We start from the raw sequence: 17,369 nt of genomic DNA, 5'->3' as shown, positions 1-17,369 counted from the left end.
ATTCACTTTATCCATGATACATATTAAACCAGAAATTTTAGAACGTGTAAATTCTTGGCTAACTCCAACTTTTGATAACGACACTCAAAAACAGATAAAAGATCTCATAGCTTCTAACCCAAAAAATTTAGAAGAAAGTTTTTATAAAAACCTAGAGTTTGGTACCGGAGGAATGCGAGGTATTATGGGCCCTGGAACCAATAGGATTAATAAATATACGCTTGGAAAAAACACGCAAGGTCTAAGCAATTACTTAAAACAATCGTTCCCTAATGAAACGCTAAAAGTTGCTATAGCTTTTGATTGTAGACATAACAGTAAAGAATTTGGAAAAATTGTAGCTGATGTATTTTCTGCCAATGACATACAAGTTTATCTTTTTGAAGATTTAAGACCAACACCTGAATTATCATTTGCATTAAAACATTTAAACTGCCATTGCGGCATTGTTTTAACCGCTTCTCACAATCCACCTGAATACAATGGATACAAAGTATACTGGCAAGATGGCGGACAGTTAGTACCTCCACAAGATGCTGAAGTTATAGCTGAAATCAACCGTTTAGATTATGCTGAAATAAAATTTGAAGCCAATGACAGCTTAATTCAATATGTAGGAAAGGATATTGATGATGTTTTTATTACTAATTCTATAAAAAACGGTAGTTTCGATACGCCTCCAGAAGCTAAAGAAAATTTAAACATCGTTTTTACATCTTTACATGGTACCTCTATAACAGTTATACCTGAAACCCTTAAACGTGCAGGTTACACTAATGTAAATATTGTAGAAGAACAACGTATACCTAACGGAGATTTTCCTACTGTGGTTTCACCAAACCCAGAAGAACCAGAAGCTTTAAAAATGGCCATTGCTCTTGCAGAAAAAGTAGATGGAGATATTGTTATAGGTACAGATCCTGATTGTGATCGTTTAGGAGTTGTGGTTCGTAATTTAGAAAATGAACTCGTGATTCTTAATGGTAACCAAACCATGGTTTTAATGACTAATTTCCTACTCAAACAATGGAAAAACTCAAATAAAATCAATGGAAATCAATTTATAGCTTCTACAATTGTTTCTACTCCAATGATGTCTGTTTTAGGTGAAGCTTATGATGTAGAATGCAAAATTGGACTTACCGGATTCAAATGGATTGCTAAAATGATAAAAGACTTCCCTACCATGGATTTTATTGGTGGTGGTGAAGAAAGTTTTGGTTTTATGGTTGGTGATTTTGTTCGTGATAAAGATGCAGTAACCTCTACACTATTGGCTTGCGAAATTGCTGCACAAGCTAAAGCACAAGGAAAAACCATCTATGAAACCTTAATTGATTTATACGTAGAACATGGTTTCTACAAAGAACGATTGATCTCTATCGTTAAAAAAGGTAGAGAAGGTGCACAAGAAATCAAACAAATGATGGCTGATGCCCGAAACAATCCACTAAAAGAAATCAATGGTGAAAAGGTCGTTTTAATTGAAGATTACCAATTATCTATTTCTAAGAATCTTCAATCAGGTAAAGAGACCACTATAGATATTCCGAAATCTAACGTCTTAATCTATTACACAGAGAATGGTAGTAAAATAGCTTTAAGACCGAGTGGAACAGAACCTAAAATCAAATTTTATATCAGTGTAAATACCGATCTTGACAATACGGCAGACTTTGAAAAAACGGAGCAATTGTTGGAAAATAGAATCGATGCTATCCTAAAGGATATGAATTTATAATTAATGGATTATATAAAAAAATTATCGAGGTTTATTGTTCCTTATAAGCGGTATGCCATATTAAATATTATTTGTAATGTTTTTTATGCCCTATTTAGCACTTTGGCTATGATATCTTTAATGCCAATGATCAATGTATTGTTTGGCGAGAGCGAAAAAGTTTGTACAAAACCAGTCTACCAAGGCATTAAACACATTAAAAGTTATGCCGAAAATTACTTGAATTACGTAGTAACTAGCACAACTGAAGCAGATGGCCCGCAACAAGCCCTTCTCTACATGATTGTTTTAATTATTAGTCTTTTTCTCCTCAAAAACTTATTTAATTATTTAGCCTTATTTTTTATTACATTTTTAAGAAATGGAGTTTTAAGAGATCTAAGAGATGAGATTTATAATAAAGTAGTAAGCCTGCCTATTTCATATTATTCTGAAAAGAAAAAAGGAGATATTATTGCTAGAATTTCTAGTGACGTTAATCTTGTTAAAAACTCCATGCTATCTGTTTTAGAACTTATAGTAAAAGAACCTCTTACCATTGCGTTTGCCATCATAGCCATGTTTCTAATTTCGGTAAAGCTTACCATTTTTGTATTTATTTTTATTCCTGTTGCTGGCTTTATTATATCGCGTATTGGTAAAAGTTTGAAACGAAAATCTGATAAAGTTCAAAAAGAACAAGGGTTATTTTTATCTACTTTAGAAGAAACACTAGGAGGTCTAAAAGTGATTAAAGGTTTTAATGCAGAACGTCGATTTACAAATAAATTTAAGGAGTCTACAAACCGTTATTACCATTTTTCGAATACTTTAATGAATCGTCAAAATTTAGCGTCACCAACAAGTGAATTTCTTGGTATTGCAACCATAGCTGCCTTGTTATGGTATGGAGGTAAAATGGTTATGGTAGACCACTCCTTATCTGGTGGTGCTTTTATTGGATATATGGCATTAGCCTATCAAATACTTACACCTGCAAAAGCAATAAGTAAAGCAAGTTATCAAGTAAAATCTGGTAATGCTGCAGCGGCACGTGTGCTCGAAATTATTGAAACACAAAACCCTTTAGAAGACCACAAAGAAGCTATTACCAAGACCGAATTCAATTCAGAAATCGCTATCAATAATATTTCCTTTAAATATGACGACGATTTAGTCTTAAAAAACTTTTCTATTAAAGTTTCTAAAGGAAAAAGCATAGCGCTTGTAGGGCAATCAGGTAGTGGAAAAAGCACCATAGCAAACCTTGTAACGCGTTTTTATGATGTTAATGAAGGCAGTATTGCTATTGATGGAGAAGATATTAAAAACCTCACAAAACATTCACTTAGAAACTTAATGGGCTTAGTTACCCAGGATTCTATTCTTTTCAATGATACCATAGCCAATAACTTAAAAATTGGTAAAGAAAATGCAACAGAAGAAGACATTATAAACGCACTTAAAATTGCCAACGCTTGGGAATTTGTAAAAGATTTACCTCATGGAATCAACACCAATATCGGTGATTCTGGGGGAAACTTTCTGGAGGCCAAAAGCAGCGCTTAAGTATAGCTAGGGCTGTACTAAAAAACCCTCCAATTATGATTCTAGACGAAGCGACCTCTGCACTCGATACAGAAAGCGAGCGCTTAGTACAAGACGCTTTAGAAAAAATGATGCAAAACAGAACATCTATTGTTATTGCCCATCGCTTATCTACAATTCAAAAGGCAGACCAAATTGTTGTTATGAATAAAGGTGAAATTGCGGAACAAGGTACTCATAATGAACTGATGTCTAAAAATGGAGTTTACAAAAAGCTAGTCGATATGCAGAGTTTTGAATAAGCTTTGTCATTTTATTTAAACCCCACTTTAAGAGGTGTCAAAACCATACCATTACACACATTAACACCTTCACGCCATTACCCTATAAAATACCAAAAGGATGTATTATTCAATACATCCTTTAACATATGTCATCAGGTTTGGGGAACTGATAACTTTTAATAGGTTAAGCTAGGACAAACATAAAATAAATATATCTAGCGCACAAGGAAAACATACATTTAATCGTTTATTTTTGCATTTTATCGAAAAAAGATACATAAAACACCGATTTTTCAACCCACAAAAATGATATTGATTTTTTTATAAAAACGGCCATTAAACTTTTAGTAATTTAACGCGTCATAATACCAAAGTTATTAACTTGATTAACGAATCGGAATTTATATTACGTTTACAAGACCCAAAGTCAAAAGAAGCCGCTTTTAGAGAATTATTACAACTCTACAAAGAGCGCTTGTATTGGCATATCCGTAAAATTGTAATTAATCATAATGACGCCGATGATGTACTTCAAAATACATTTATAAAAGTCTATCGCAGTATTGACAAATTTAAAGGCGAAAGTAAACTCTTCTCGTGGATGTATAGAATTGCAACTAACGAATCTATTACGCTTATTAATAAAAATGCAAAGCGATTACAAATAACAAATGAAGAGCACCAAAATAGAGCCATAAATAATCTTACGGCAGATGTGTATTTTGAAGGTGATGCCATTCAACTAAAATTACAAAAAGCGATAGCGACCTTACCCGAAAAGCAACAGTTAGTATTTAATATGCGCTATTTTGATGATTTAAAATATAAAGACATGGCTGAAATTTTGGAAACAAGTGAAGGTGCCTTAAAAGCATCATACCATATAGCCGCTAAAAAAATAGAAGCCATTTTAACTTCAGATTAAACCATTTTACTAATTTGAAGTCATAGTTATAGAAAACCATTTAAAAGATATTCACAATATCGGAAAGCAAACATGAAAAACACGAACTTACATAACATTGAATCTTCGGGTTTTAAAACACCAAATGATTATTTTGAGTCGTTTGAAGCTGATTTTTTTGAACACTTAAAAGAAAAGAAGCCATTACGTCTTCAGAAGCGTCAGGTTTTACCGTTCCTGAAAATTATTTTGATTCTGTTGAAGGCAAAATTTTAGAAAAACTTCAACATAAAACGGAAACTCCGGTTATCAACTTAAAACCAAAAAGTAGATTTTATTATTTTGTTGGTATTGCTGCAACTATTGTGCTATTATTTAGCTTAGGGTTTAATAACGATAATATTACTATTGATACTTTGGATACTGAAATCCTCGAAAGTTATTTATATCAGGAAGATTATACTAATGACGATTTTGCATCTTTATTTAAATTTGATGATATTTCCGTCATTGATTTTATAGATATAAATGTTTCGGATGAAGCACTCAATCATTATTTTGAAAAAATCGAAACAGAAGACCTAATTTTTGAATAATAAGATTATGAAAATAATACACACACTCTTACTTACATTATTTGTTTGTGCTAGCGTATTTGCACAACGACCAAATAGAGAAAAAATTAAAGCCTTAAAAATTGCACATATAACGGATCAAATGGACTTAACCGAAACCGAAGCTCAGAAATTTTGGCCTATTTATAATGCCAATGAAGATGCAGAAAACAAACTTAGAGAACGTTCATCAAACCGACGTAAATCTAAAAACCCAGATGAGTTATCTGAAGACGAAGCCAGATTATTGTTGTTAGATATGGAAAATATCGAAAAGCAGAAAGTGGAATTACAATCTAAATTGCTAAAGGATTTATTTGAAATTCTTCCAGCAAAGAAAATAATAAAGCTCTATCAGGCAGAACATTCCTTTAAGCAAAAGATGTTTGAAGAATATAAAAAACGACATTCAAAAAACTAATACTATAAAAAAGAAGGAAGCACTTAGCTTCCTTCTTTTTTTACTTAAATAAAAGTTTACTTACGCTTCCCTTTCCTGCTGCAAAAGCCACAGAGTCATTTATAAATCGTAAAGTATAAAACCCTTTATCACTCAAATGTGACCAAGTATTTCCGGCATCATTACTGTAATCAATTCCTTTAAAACCTACAGCGACTAATTCTTTAGCGTTAGAATTTGGTACATATTGCACACAACTCCTATAACCAGGACCTGTTCCGTTAGCCACAACGTGCCAAGTTTTACCTCCATCATTAGTTCTTATTTTGTTATTATTAGTTTGATTGGGCTTAGTATAATCACCACCAATAGCAAAGCCATGAGTTTCATCGTAAAAATCAACAGAGTATATTCCGGTCGTTGGTGCTCCTTGCACAATTGGAGTCTCATAAACCTCCCAAGTGTTTCCTTTATTTGAGGAATATAAAATTCTACTAGCTCTACCTCCTGTAGCAACCCAAGTACGATCTCCAATGATTGCAATATTAGTATCACTTGCAGCAAAAGCAGCTTCTCCTTCTTTTGCTTTTGGTAAATCGTCACAAGATAATTTTGTCCAGGTCTCTCCTCCATCTCTGGTAATGATAATACTCATACAATCCTCTGTTGGATCTCCAATGGCAATGCCTTCATCATCGTTCCAGAAGTCCATGGCATCGTAGAACGCTTTTGGGTGGTTTTCAGAATAAGTAACTTCTCTTCCTGATTTAGATACTTTAAAAATTAACGCTGGACTACCAATCGTTATATAATGCATTCCTTTATTAGTCAATGCCATTGCTCTAAAATTAATCATTAAAGTATCATGCGCTAATTTAGAGTAAATCCCACCAGACATATTGATCTCTTGGCCTGGATAAAGTTTAGGATGATTAATAGGATAAACATGGCCTAAACTACCATTTGACGTTGCAAACATGCCAATCCCTTCTGACTTAACAACTTCTAGAGCTCTAATATTTAACAACGAATCTTGTTGCAAGGGTGTAATCTCGACCTTAGAAAAATTTCTAGATTTTATTGGTTCTTCAGATTTACAAGAACTAAACCCAATCAACAATAAACAAACAATAACTAATCTCATATAAATCAATTTTATATAAAAATAGAAAAGCTTTGCGATATAACCGCAAAGCTTTTCAAATCAACAATAATCAATCAATCAAATATAAACTAGATCATCACTCTAGTTTTCCTTTTCGAGGGTCTTTACATCGGCAATCAACTGTGCTACAGCTGTTTTATTTAAACCATTATAAATTCCTCGTATATGTTTATTCTTATCAATTAACACAAAGTTTTCAGTATGCAGAAAATCATCCTCCGTTTTAACTTCACCTAAATCTTCTTCTACAAAATAAGCTTGTCGTCCTAAATCATAAATCGTTTTGCGTGCTCCTGTAACTAAATGCCATTTAGAAGCTACAACACCTTTGGTCTCTGCATAGTCTTTTAAAACCGGTATTGAATCTGTTTCGGGTGTTACAGAATGTGATAATAATAACACCTCATCATCATTTAAAAATTCGTCTTGTAAAATAGACATGTTTGCTGTCATTTTAGGACAAATTCCAGGACATGTTGTAAAGAAAAAATCGGTAATGTAGATTTTATTTTGAAAAGTGTCTTCCGTGACGATTTTGCCTAATTGATTCACTAATCTAAACTGTGGTATCGTATGAAACGTTTCTAAAGCTTTATCATCTTTAGACATCCAATGTGGTGTAAAAGAAGCATCACTATAATAAGGTAACAACTCTACTCTACTTGCTTTTTCTTGTTCCGCTTGTTTACACCCCAACAACAATAGCCCTAGAATTAAACTATAATATTTTATACTGTACTTCTTCATCTTGTAATGAGTAACATAAGTTTGCACGTTTTAATCCAAAAATGCGTCCATTTTTAGCTTCGTAATTATTATAAAGCTTTCCGTTTCTTCTCCAAGTTCGTTGTAAGCCTTCTTCTTTTCCATTTACTAAGTTCCGTTCTTTTAAGCGTTCACCAGAAATATACCATTGACGCTGTATTCCGGTAGCTAGTCCATTTACATAATTTGACTCTGATCGAAGTTTTCCATTACTCCACCAACTTTTTGTAACTCCTTGTTGTTTTCCATTGGTGTAGCTAGACTCAAAGCTTAAAAGCCCATCTTCAAACCATTTTTTATAGGTGCCATCTTTAACTCCATTAACATAAGTGATTTCTTCTGCTAATGTTTCATTTGCATAATAACGTTGTGCTGTTCCTGTGAACACAACATCATTATAATACACAAGCCCTTTATTTGCTTCTAAAGTTAACTGACTTGCATTAATCGTTTGGGTATTTCGAGTCATTTTAACTTCAGAATTACTAGTGGTTTCTACGGCTAAATTATCGCGATTATCGCTACAACTAATTAAACTAAATAGGACTATAAATAGTACACTATACTTAGTTAATTGAACTCGCTGAACCTTGATAATCACCTGGAAAAAGGATGTAATATGCATTAAGATATAATTCATTTTGAATGTGATAATGATACTCTGCTTCTGTGGTATGTTGCGTTGTACTAATATGTCCACCTGAAGCATCTAAGTCTGTTGGGTATGTTCCTGTTGAATTACATTTTCTTCCATATAAGAAAAATCCATCTGCAATAATTCCGATTAAGGCTTCATCGTCGTTAGACCACGCTTTAGGCTCTAAGTGATAATGATAACTCTGCGGCCCAGTATGCGCTGCTGTATAGTCTAGAGATCCCACGGCGTCATCTAAAGGAATATTTGGACCTTCTTCATCATTATAAATCATTGCACCACTTACTGCGATACCAATAGCTCCTAAACCTGTAGCCGATGTATTTGCTGACAATGATGGATTTGCAGAAACCGTTAAGGTATACGACCCATTAAAATCGTCTATGTTTCCTGGAGCCATCTCATCATAAGAGGTTAAGGTTGGCTCTACCCATAATGGATGATTTGAACTTGAAACTGTAGTCATTGCATTTCCATCAGGACCTGTTAATGTACGCGATGTTGTATTAGACCAATATGGAGAAGTGTGATTTGGCAAACCGTTAGATTCTATCACAACATTAGTTCCGCTCAACATTACTGTAACGTTATCTTCATCAAATTCTGCGAATGCATTGTGTAATTCTGTTACTGTCCCACCGTCATCATCAGTTCCATCAGTAGAATTACTGTCATCACTAGAACAAGCTAAACTTACAGATGTGCAAATAATTAATAACATTAATAGTTTAAATAGATTTTTCATATTTTTCTTGTTTGCTTTCCGATATAGCGGAAATCTTTTAAATTGTTTTATTTAAATGTTTAGATGTCGTTATAAAATAAAACTTGCACTATTTTTTATATTTTTTATTATTTCATAAAAAAGCATCAAACTAAAACACTACTTTATTAAGATCATTGATTTCTGAACACAAATAATTTCTGTTTCCTACTTATGGAATTATAACGATTCATTTCAAAAACGTTCCTGATGGGTATTCTGAATTATAAGTTCTTCCGCTGATGCCAAGAAAGGGCTCCCAAAACACTAAAAGCAACTACAATTAAGCCTATTTTAATTGGTAACTCGAAGTCATGGCAACAACAGAAGAGTTAATATTTGTGGCCTCTGAATACGCATATTTATAATAACTAGGAAAACCATCTGCTGCATAGCCAATTAAAGTCATCGCATCTGTTGGGACATTTAGTGATTCTAAAAAGAGCACAGGTGAACCATGGTAATGATATTTACCTGTAGGTTGTATGTGTGCACTATTACAATCTAAACCTAGATTGACATTTAAAGCCTCTAAATTCCACTCCCAATTTACGTTTGGACTCATCACACCTTCATGAAGAAAAGGTTCTGCTGCAATAGGATCTAATTCTACACCATTTAATAAAACACCAAATGAATATTGCGGTCCTGCATCGGCACCAACTCCTGTTGTTGATAACAAAGGTGTCAGAACATTAGCTTCTGTTGGATTCATGGTTAGCGTATAACTTTCATTTTGCTCAGAAATGGCATTAGGATTTAATGATCTAGGGCCCATTCCAAAGGTTCCAACAAGATGATCTGGTATACTATTAGATGTAAGGACTCTAGTTGCTCCTTTAATCGTTTGGTTATAGGACGTGGCAAATGCTAAGGTTTGATTACAATCACCTCTTGAACTCTCTAAAATTTGATCTGACAGACAACCAGAATCATCAGTATCTGAATTATCAGCGACATAACCTGTTGGTTGTTCGCAAGCCAGTATGCTTACATCTGGATTCCCTAAGTTATCCTCATCAAAACCCTGATACCTGAGCTCTTCTTTAGACTAAAGCCTTGCTTATTTATTTAGTTGTACTAATAAATCTTTTCTTAATTTCTCCCACCCCTAAATCTTCTACCTTGAGGTTCTTGTTTCCCTTGATTTGATCCATCTTCTAATTCTTCTTTTGAAATAAAACCATCCTTATTTGTATCTATTTCTGAGAATTGTTCAGACAACGGCCCTTTTACTTCATTTTTAAATAATTTACCGTCCTTGTTAGCATCCATTTGATTCATTAAATCTGTAATACTTGGTCTTTGTCCTTGCGCCCCATTAGGTGGCCCTTGTTGTACATCTGTTGTTTCTCCCATTAAACAACGTCCTATATATGGAAATTCATTCGTTACGAAATACATATAGTTGTCATTTATGGTTATACCGTTGCATTCATCTAAATCACCATAACCTTCCACATATTCAAAATCTGAAGTAAAAGTACCATCATGATGACCTCCAACAGAAAGGTCCATAGATTGATGTGGATTATCATAAGTACAATTTTCGCCCTCTCTATTTCCATCGAGGGCTTTATAACTTGGCTTATATTTTCCACTTTTAGAGTAATACATAGGAAAACCGTCGTGAGCAAAACCAATATGAACCAAATCGTCTCCATTATCAAAATCTTTAATTACAGACGTTGGTGTGCCGTGATAATGATAAGCTCCTGTTGGTTGCACATGCGCATGGTTAAAATCTAAGCCTAAATCTATAACATCTTGAAGTGCTTCAACACGATAATTTTCTCCTGTGTCACAAACAACAACTTCTGCTGTTCCAGGTTCAAATTTTATTCCATTTAGAGCTACACCTGGCTCTCTTGTCCAAGTTGCTTTTCCTGTGTATTTTGGGTGTAATGGAAAACTATAAGTATTATTCTGAGCAGAAATTGTATTTGGATTGCCTTGATTAGGAAACGCACCTGTTTTATGATTTGGTATCGCATTGGTGACCATAATACGTTCGTCTTCTGTCAGTGTAACCTTAGTTTTAGTTCCAAAATTCTCATCTTCTAAATCATAAGCTCCAAAATAGTTGTTAGCGATATTCGGATGAGAATGCGCTTCACCTCCATCATGGCTATGTTCACTAGCTCCCTTATGACCATTGCAAGCCAACAAAAGACTTATTAAAATGACACCAAAAAATTTATGTATCTGTTTCATATTCTAATTGTAAATATTTAAACCTAATCTTTATTCTTTCCCTTTTTCTTAGCTGTTTTTGAGTAGAACGCTTTCAATTCTTCTTCATCTAATTGACTATCACCATTGCCATCAATCTCCGAAAAATTATCCATTAAATCGCGTTTGTCTTTTGCAGCAACCTCTAACTCATTTAATTGTCCATCTTCATCTTGATCGACTTCTTTTAAAAGTTTTTTTACAGATACTTTTTTAGGTTTTGAACTATCTAAAGAAGCTTCCAATTCTTCTAAATCTATAAATCCATCTTCATTAGCATCTATGGTATCAAAATCTTCAGAAATTTTCCCTCTTTTATCTTTTGAAGCTTCATCCTTATCTATTTTATCATCATTGTTTATATCCAATAATTTCAATATTTGTGACGCATCAGGTTTTTCTACTTTTGGTGGCCCACCTCCTTGTCTTTTACCTCTACCTCCACCTGGAGGTCTTTGTGCAAAAGTGGCTAAACCTAATAACATTGAAAAAATTATGATTGTGCGTTTTATGTTTCTGTGATTCATCTTAATTATTTTGATTTTAGATGCCATAGCAAATAAAAACTTGCGTTACACTTTAAAAATTAATTTGTGAGTTCTTTATGTAACTGAAAAGCCATGATTTGCGTTTTTTCTCTTAGACTTTTAGCATTTTTCAATTGAATTTCAGTTTGCAATAACCTATCGACTAAACAATTCTGATATTCTCTACTTTGAAGCAACTGAGCATAATTCGATTCAACAGAAAATGTTTGAAGCTTGTTTATATTAAATTCGCGCTTCGTAAGAATATCAATTAATGATACATACTTTTCTATAGCAGGCTGTAACCGATTAACAATGATATTTTTAATTTTTGCTTCTTGATTTTCAAAATTGTCTAATTCATTAGGATAAGCTGCAATTAAATTTTTTAACAACACACCTTCTATAAACTCAAATTTATTAGTTGTATTCACTGAATTTATGGCACCTGTGTGCAGTTGTGTTGGTTTATAATCTACATTAATAATCATATGTTTCTCATCTGTCCCCAATTGGTTCTGTTGCCCTGTCATAATGAGATCTATAGTCGCTTCAATAGCTTCCATATTTTTGGTATAACTAGCAATGGAAGAATCTAAAAGCACTAAGTTTGAATTTAGCTCCTCATTTAAAGATTCGTATATTTTTACTTCTACAATTCTATTCTTTCTTAATTCGTTTAAATTGTTAATTTTCCAAGCTATCAGAACACCAATTACAATGAGTAAAATTTCTCCAAGCGCATAAACAACATAATTTTTTATTTTACCTGAAATCAATAACTTCTTTCTTATTTTTCTAAATAACCTCATATCGTTAGCTCTAAATTATAGGTCCTTTCGTTTGTTTTTTTTTTAAGAAAAAAGCTTCGCAAGCTCTCACGAAGCCTTTAATAAACAACCAATCAATCAAAAAAAAAATCTATCTATTAATTTATATAATTACTTACTGCATCCGCACGTGATACAACATGTGTATTTAACTCATTAACCGCAGTTTGAAAATCTGAACTACTATTTAAAAATGTATAACCTGTAAGTTCTGAAGTTGCATAAGGCTCTATTAATGCTGAATATGTTGCATACTGCGTTTGAATAGTACTAACATTAAAGGCACCATTCACCACCTCTTGAAGATAAGAATCGTATTGCGCTTTATATACTTCATCTTGATAGAGGTAACCAATTAATGGCCACTCTTCACTACTTAATCCTGAAAAATCTAATGGCAATGCTCCTAAATTATTTCCTTCTTGTAGTGCTTCATTATTATCCCAAGGAATCCAAGTTAATTTACTCGTATCTGGATTATTATAAAGAAAATAATTATGTGTCATTCTTCCGTAGGTATCCCAATTCTGAATCACTGTATTTGTTGCTAAATACTTTAAAAAAGTATCCGTATCAAATACGGTTTCTAAGTTTGTCCTCCATGTTAAAGCATCCGTTGTTCTCGTGTCATCATGTAATGCTGCAAATAAACTTTGGATGTCTGACCAATCGTTATCGTCTTCATTTGTTTTCTTAACAAAAACATCTTCTGTAAACGAACCATACGCAAAACTTGCGCCATCACCATCTGGTTTATATAAATTACCATCATCATCAGAAAACTGAGTCTCTAAAACGGTATCATCAACTTCTTCAACCATTGTATAAAGTCCAAAGTATGTTGGTCCATCCCCATGATCTACATACACTGTATAAAAAGCAGTATGAGAACCTGCCAAACCCGCATTTCTAAATACATCTCCTGCTACTTTTTCGCGTAACATCGATTTGTCGTTATAATTATTTTTCAGACTTAATTTTTTAAAACCATAAAAACGCTGGTTATCAATCTGTGGATAATCATCTTCAAATTCGTCAAAATCTAATTTAAAAGATAGTTTCAATATCCCATTAGACCAGCTAGATTGCAGACTAGAATTCCCTTTAAAACGCACACCAACTCTATACCATTCTTTCCCGTTGTAAAACACTTCTGCCGGCACAAAAACAGGATCCCCATCGACTTCTACTAAGTCGTTTGGGCCTCCTGGACCACCAGGACCTCCTGGTCCCGATGAACTTGTTCCAAATGTGCCATATAAATCAGTCATATCATCTAACATGGTTTGCCAACGTGCTTCAGTAATAACAATATCTAGTCGTTTTACAGTATTATCTTCGAACACTTCATCAAAATTAGGATCGGCATCTTTACTGTGTGTTTCTGTAGTCCAATCTGTGGCTTCAAAATCGGTATCATTGACGTCTACTCCAACTACCGCTTCAGTTTCTGTTGCGTCATCATCATTGCTACAGGCATTAAAAGTTACGATAGAAACACTACATAGTAATGCGATATATAGCACACTTAATTTGTTTTTAACCTCCTTCATATTTATCTAAGTTTTATTGTGTTAGTTTGAAGTAATACGAATTAGTTTCTTTCCTTTCGTTCTGGCTTTGGTGCTTTTTCAAATTCTTTTTCGGTGATAAACCCATCCTCATCGGTATCTATTTTAGAAAAATGTTCTTTTAAAGGCCCCTTTATTTCTGATTTAGACAATTTGCCATCTTCATTTGCATCCAACTCTTTAATTAATTCTTTAAATGTTGGTGGTTTTTTTCTATCCTGTTTATTACCATCTGGTTGAGCAAAAACAGAATTAGACATAAAAATTGCGATTCCAAATGTTAATATTACTGTTTTAAATGTGTGCTTTTTCATAATTATATGTTTTAAGATTATATACTTTTAGATGAGCTTCTCTATATAAACTTGTGCGCTCCTTTGTTAAAAAAAACAAAAAAAAAGACCTTCAATATTCGAAGGTCCTTATGATTTATTTTACAATTACGGATTATGTGGTGGAGGCCTATGTCCTTCACCATCTCTAGGAGGCGGTCTCTGACCTTGATCATCTTGACGCAGCGCATCCATTATTATCGTTTTGAATTTTTCTTTTTGAGTATCGTTAGATAACTCTTGAATCATTTTAAAATGATAAAACACCTCTTTTTCTTTTATCTTTTCCTTTTCACAAATTAATGATGAAATAGAATCGATTACAGTTTCATCTACAAAATCATCAGACAATTTACCAAAGAGTTCATCTTTTAAATCCTTAATCTCATCAGACAAACGCATCATGGAAATATGATGTCCTTTACTCTTTTCTCTAAATTGATCTAATTGCGTTTTATTAAATCCGAGTTCTTTAACGATAAAATTTCTATTTCGTTGTGGTTCATTTATGTTTCTAGCGCTATTATTTCCGATATAATTAAATAAGAAAAAACCATTAACAACAATAAGAAACACAAGTAACACATATAATATTACATTTTTCTTCATAATTAATCTATTAAAGAAGTTTCTGTATTTGTAGACAACCCATAGGATTCTGCAAAATTACTAACATTCTCATTATAGTTTGTTTTCTTGAGGTTATTGAATGCGACTACATTTAAAATCACAACACAAACCAATGTTGCCAATTGTAGCTTAGGTGTTAACCACGACCAAGTTGCATCTTGTAGGTCTTCAGAGACATTACGAATTTGATGCATTACGTTTTCCTTAAAAAACGGAGACACTTTAACCTCCTCAATAGACGCTATAGAATCAAAGGTGTCTTTTACTTTTTTATTCATTTCTACATTTGATTTTATGTATTAATATTTGTTTATCTTTTTACTCACACTTACTCTACGTTATAAGTCTTTCCATTGCGTAAAGCCATTTTGAACAGCTATTGATAATTATATCTTTAGATGCAAAAGTTTAGAAAAACTTGTGTTAATATTCATTTTTATAATAATTTTCCAATAGGTGTTGTAAGTTTTTTTTCGCTCTAAACATTATAGATTCAACAGAAGACAAACTTCGTTTGGTAATATCCGCGATTTCCTGATAACTTTTACCATCTATTTTATGAAGCGTAAAGACCACAGTCTGACTTTCGGGCAAGCTATTAATCGCCTTAAATAAGGTGGCATTCAACTCTTTATTCTCCAACAAAATTCCAGGATGATTAATTTCAGTAAAATAATCCGTTTTATCTATAGGAATAGCATTTCCTGTTATCGATTGTAAAAAAGCGAAACGTTTTTTAGTATTTTTCTTTCTGATAAATTCTAAGCATTTGTTCGTTGTAATTCTATAAATCCAAGTCGATAATTTTGAATCCCCTTTAAATTTATCAATCGATTTAAAAACTTCCACAAAAACATCTTGCGCTATATCTTCAGCATCTTCTTTATTAGGCACAAAAGAAATACAAGTACTAAACACCTTCTGTTGAAAATTATCCAAAAGTTGACTGTAAGCTGATGTGCTTTTTAATTTTAATTCTTGTATGAATTCGGTTTCGTTCAAAAAATACTGTTGATAAAGTAGGTGCTAATTTAGTTGAGATGCAGTTACTAAAAAAAACTTGCGGAACATATTATTAATTTTTAAAAGATAACACTTTATAATAAAACCTTATACTCTTAAACTTTTCTCTTACCTTTGCATGTTCTTTTTTGCAGAGATTTAACAACTGCAAAATGAATATTGAAAACAGAAGACCTAATATGAGATTACACAGAAACTTATGCTTTGCCGTAATTGACGGATTACACCTTATTTTTAATGAAGGTGAATATGCAGACAAAGTCATACAACAATTACTAAAACGTGATAAACGTTGGGGAAGCAGAGACAGAGGTTTTGTCGCAGAAACCGTTTATAGTATTGTTCGTTACCAAAGACTTTATGCCGAAATAGCAGATGTTAAAGCACCATACGACAGAGATAATCTTTGGAGAATATTTGCCGTTTGGGCAACCTTAAAAGGAATCAAATTACCAGATTGGAAATATTTTACAGCGACTCCTTCTCGAAAAATTAAAGGACGTTTTGATGAATTGTCTAAAATTAGAAAATTCAAAGAATCTATACCAGATTGGATTGACGAATTAGGAGTAAAAGAATTAGGTGAAGCGGAATGGACTAAGGAGATAGCCATGCAAAACGAGCAAGCCGATGTTATTCTTAGAGTTAACACACTTAAAACGAATAAAACCGATTTACAACTAAAGTTACAATCTGAAGACATTGAAACTGAGTTTTTACCAAATCATCCTTCAGCTTTAAAATTAAAAGAGCGTGCAAACGTGTTTGTGACCCAAGCTTTTAAAGACGGTTGGTTTGAAGTTCAAGATGCGTCTTCTCAATTAGTTGCAGATTATTTAGATGTTAAACCCGGAATGAAAGTGGTTGATGTTTGTGCTGGTGCTGGTGGTAAAACCTTGCATTTAGCGTCTTTAATGGAAAACAAAGGCCAACTTATAGCGATGGATATTTACGAAAGTAAATTGAGAAAACTAAAAGTTAGAGCCCGTAGAAATGGGGTTCATAATATTGAAATGAAAGTCATCGATTCTACGAAGCCTATTAAAAAATTACATGGTAAAGCGGATCGTTTATTAATTGACGCACCTTGTTCTGGACTTGGAGTTTTAAGACGAAACCCAGATGCCAAATGGAAATTACAACCTGAATTTATAGAAAACATAAAGAAAACCCAAAAGGAGGTTTTAGAACAGTACTCTAAAATGGTGAAACCTGGAGGAAAAATGGTCTATGCAACCTGTTCTGTCTTACCTTCAGAAAATCAAAAACAAGTTGAAACGTTCTTAAATACAGAAGCAGGAAAAGAATTTACCCTTGTTAAAGACAAGAAAATATTGGCTTATAAATCTGGTTTCGACGGATTTTATATGGCACTTTTAGAAAAGAAATAACAAAACCAACTTATT

The 17,369-nt window shown here is 33.1% G+C and carries 19 protein-coding genes and 1 pseudogene; 7 read left to right on the top strand and 13 right to left on the bottom strand.

Going from position 1 to position 17,369, the window contains the following annotated elements; genetic code table 11:
* The first annotated feature begins 13 nt into the window (after positions 1–13).
* The 6 genes and pseudogenes from ACXGSQ_RS09120 to ACXGSQ_RS09095 all read left to right on the top strand — a co-directional run bounded on the left by ACXGSQ_RS09120 (position 14) and on the right by ACXGSQ_RS09095 (position 5,491).
* Complete coding sequence (locus ACXGSQ_RS09120) at positions 14–1,741, top strand: phospho-sugar mutase (RefSeq protein WP_458625895.1); 1,728 nt, start codon at positions 14–16, stop codon at positions 1,739–1,741.
* A gap of 3 nt (positions 1,742–1,744) precedes the next feature.
* Positions 1,745–3,570: pseudogene (locus ACXGSQ_RS09115) on the top strand (ABC transporter ATP-binding protein).
* Between the two features lie 364 nt (positions 3,571–3,934).
* Positions 3,935–4,477, top strand: a complete 543-nt coding sequence (locus tag ACXGSQ_RS09110; RefSeq protein ID WP_458625894.1) for an RNA polymerase sigma factor — start codon at positions 3,935–3,937, stop codon at positions 4,475–4,477.
* Positions 4,478–4,549: 72 nt separating this feature from the next.
* The gene (locus tag ACXGSQ_RS09105) at positions 4,550–4,732 is read left to right on the top strand and encodes a hypothetical protein (RefSeq protein ID WP_458625893.1); all 183 of its coding nucleotides are present in this window, start codon (positions 4,550–4,552) and stop codon (positions 4,730–4,732) included.
* Between the two features lie 89 nt (positions 4,733–4,821).
* Positions 4,822–5,052, top strand: coding sequence for a hypothetical protein (locus tag ACXGSQ_RS09100; RefSeq protein ID WP_458625892.1), 231 nt, complete (start codon positions 4,822–4,824; stop codon positions 5,050–5,052).
* Positions 5,053–5,059: 7 nt separating this feature from the next.
* Positions 5,060–5,491, top strand: coding sequence for a hypothetical protein (locus ACXGSQ_RS09095; protein ID WP_458625891.1), 432 nt, complete (start codon positions 5,060–5,062; stop codon positions 5,489–5,491).
* 40 nt (positions 5,492–5,531) lie between these two features.
* Here ACXGSQ_RS09095 and ACXGSQ_RS09090 read toward each other — a convergent pair whose 3' ends face one another.
* The 13 genes from ACXGSQ_RS09090 to ACXGSQ_RS09030 all read right to left on the bottom strand — a co-directional run bounded on the left by ACXGSQ_RS09090 (position 5,532) and on the right by ACXGSQ_RS09030 (position 15,942).
* Complete coding sequence (locus ACXGSQ_RS09090) at positions 5,532–6,614, bottom strand: WD40/YVTN/BNR-like repeat-containing protein (RefSeq protein WP_458625890.1); 1,083 nt, start codon at positions 6,612–6,614, stop codon at positions 5,532–5,534.
* Between the two features lie 102 nt (positions 6,615–6,716).
* Positions 6,717–7,382, bottom strand: a complete 666-nt coding sequence (locus ACXGSQ_RS09085; protein WP_458629292.1) for an SCO family protein — start codon at positions 7,380–7,382, stop codon at positions 6,717–6,719.
* Entirely contained in the window at positions 7,354–8,001 is a 648-nt protein-coding gene (locus tag ACXGSQ_RS09080) for a toxin-antitoxin system YwqK family antitoxin (RefSeq protein ID WP_458629291.1), read from the bottom strand. The genes ACXGSQ_RS09085 and ACXGSQ_RS09080 overlap by 29 nt, the downstream gene beginning before the upstream one ends.
* Positions 7,967–8,800, bottom strand: a complete 834-nt coding sequence (locus ACXGSQ_RS09075) for a YHYH protein (RefSeq protein WP_458629290.1) — start codon at positions 8,798–8,800, stop codon at positions 7,967–7,969. Before ACXGSQ_RS09075 ends, ACXGSQ_RS09080 begins: the two co-directional genes overlap by 35 nt.
* Positions 8,801–9,107: 307 nt before the next feature.
* Complete coding sequence (locus ACXGSQ_RS09070) at positions 9,108–9,596, bottom strand: YHYH protein (protein WP_458629289.1); 489 nt, start codon at positions 9,594–9,596, stop codon at positions 9,108–9,110.
* 317 nt (positions 9,597–9,913) lie between these two features.
* Positions 9,914–11,032 carry a YHYH protein gene (locus ACXGSQ_RS09065; protein WP_458629288.1) on the bottom strand — a complete coding sequence of 373 codons (1,119 nt, stop codon included), beginning with the start codon at positions 11,030–11,032 and terminating at the stop codon, positions 9,914–9,916.
* Between the two features lie 23 nt (positions 11,033–11,055).
* On the bottom strand, positions 11,056–11,577 hold the full coding sequence (locus ACXGSQ_RS09060; protein ID WP_458629287.1) for an EF-hand domain-containing protein: 522 nt from the start codon (positions 11,575–11,577) through the stop codon (positions 11,056–11,058).
* Positions 11,578–11,636: 59 nt separating this feature from the next.
* Complete coding sequence (locus ACXGSQ_RS09055; protein ID WP_458629286.1) at positions 11,637–12,389, bottom strand: hypothetical protein; 753 nt, start codon at positions 12,387–12,389, stop codon at positions 11,637–11,639.
* A gap of 116 nt (positions 12,390–12,505) precedes the next feature.
* The gene (locus ACXGSQ_RS09050) at positions 12,506–13,960 is read right to left on the bottom strand and encodes a CotH kinase family protein (RefSeq protein WP_458629285.1); all 1,455 of its coding nucleotides are present in this window, start codon (positions 13,958–13,960) and stop codon (positions 12,506–12,508) included.
* A gap of 41 nt (positions 13,961–14,001) precedes the next feature.
* Complete coding sequence (locus ACXGSQ_RS09045) at positions 14,002–14,292, bottom strand: EF-hand domain-containing protein (RefSeq protein ID WP_458629284.1); 291 nt, start codon at positions 14,290–14,292, stop codon at positions 14,002–14,004.
* 126 nt (positions 14,293–14,418) lie between these two features.
* The gene (locus ACXGSQ_RS09040) at positions 14,419–14,919 is read right to left on the bottom strand and encodes a hypothetical protein (RefSeq protein ID WP_458629283.1); all 501 of its coding nucleotides are present in this window, start codon (positions 14,917–14,919) and stop codon (positions 14,419–14,421) included.
* Between the two features lie 2 nt (positions 14,920–14,921).
* Positions 14,922–15,218, bottom strand: coding sequence for a hypothetical protein (locus ACXGSQ_RS09035; protein WP_458629282.1), 297 nt, complete (start codon positions 15,216–15,218; stop codon positions 14,922–14,924).
* A 145-nt stretch (positions 15,219–15,363) separates the two neighbouring features.
* A complete protein-coding gene (locus ACXGSQ_RS09030; RefSeq protein WP_458629281.1) occupies positions 15,364–15,942 on the bottom strand; it encodes an RNA polymerase sigma factor in 579 nt (192 codons plus the stop codon).
* A 200-nt stretch (positions 15,943–16,142) separates the two neighbouring features.
* Between ACXGSQ_RS09030 and ACXGSQ_RS09025 the strand changes: the two genes are divergently transcribed.
* Entirely contained in the window at positions 16,143–17,354 is a 1,212-nt protein-coding gene (locus tag ACXGSQ_RS09025) for an RsmB/NOP family class I SAM-dependent RNA methyltransferase (protein WP_458629345.1), read from the top strand.
* The last annotated feature ends 15 nt before the right edge of the window (positions 17,355–17,369 follow it).

This window comes from Winogradskyella sp. PC D3.3, assembly GCF_054366245.1.
Note: the sequence above shows the minus strand (reverse complement) of the source record. Positions and strands in the feature narration are given on the sequence as shown.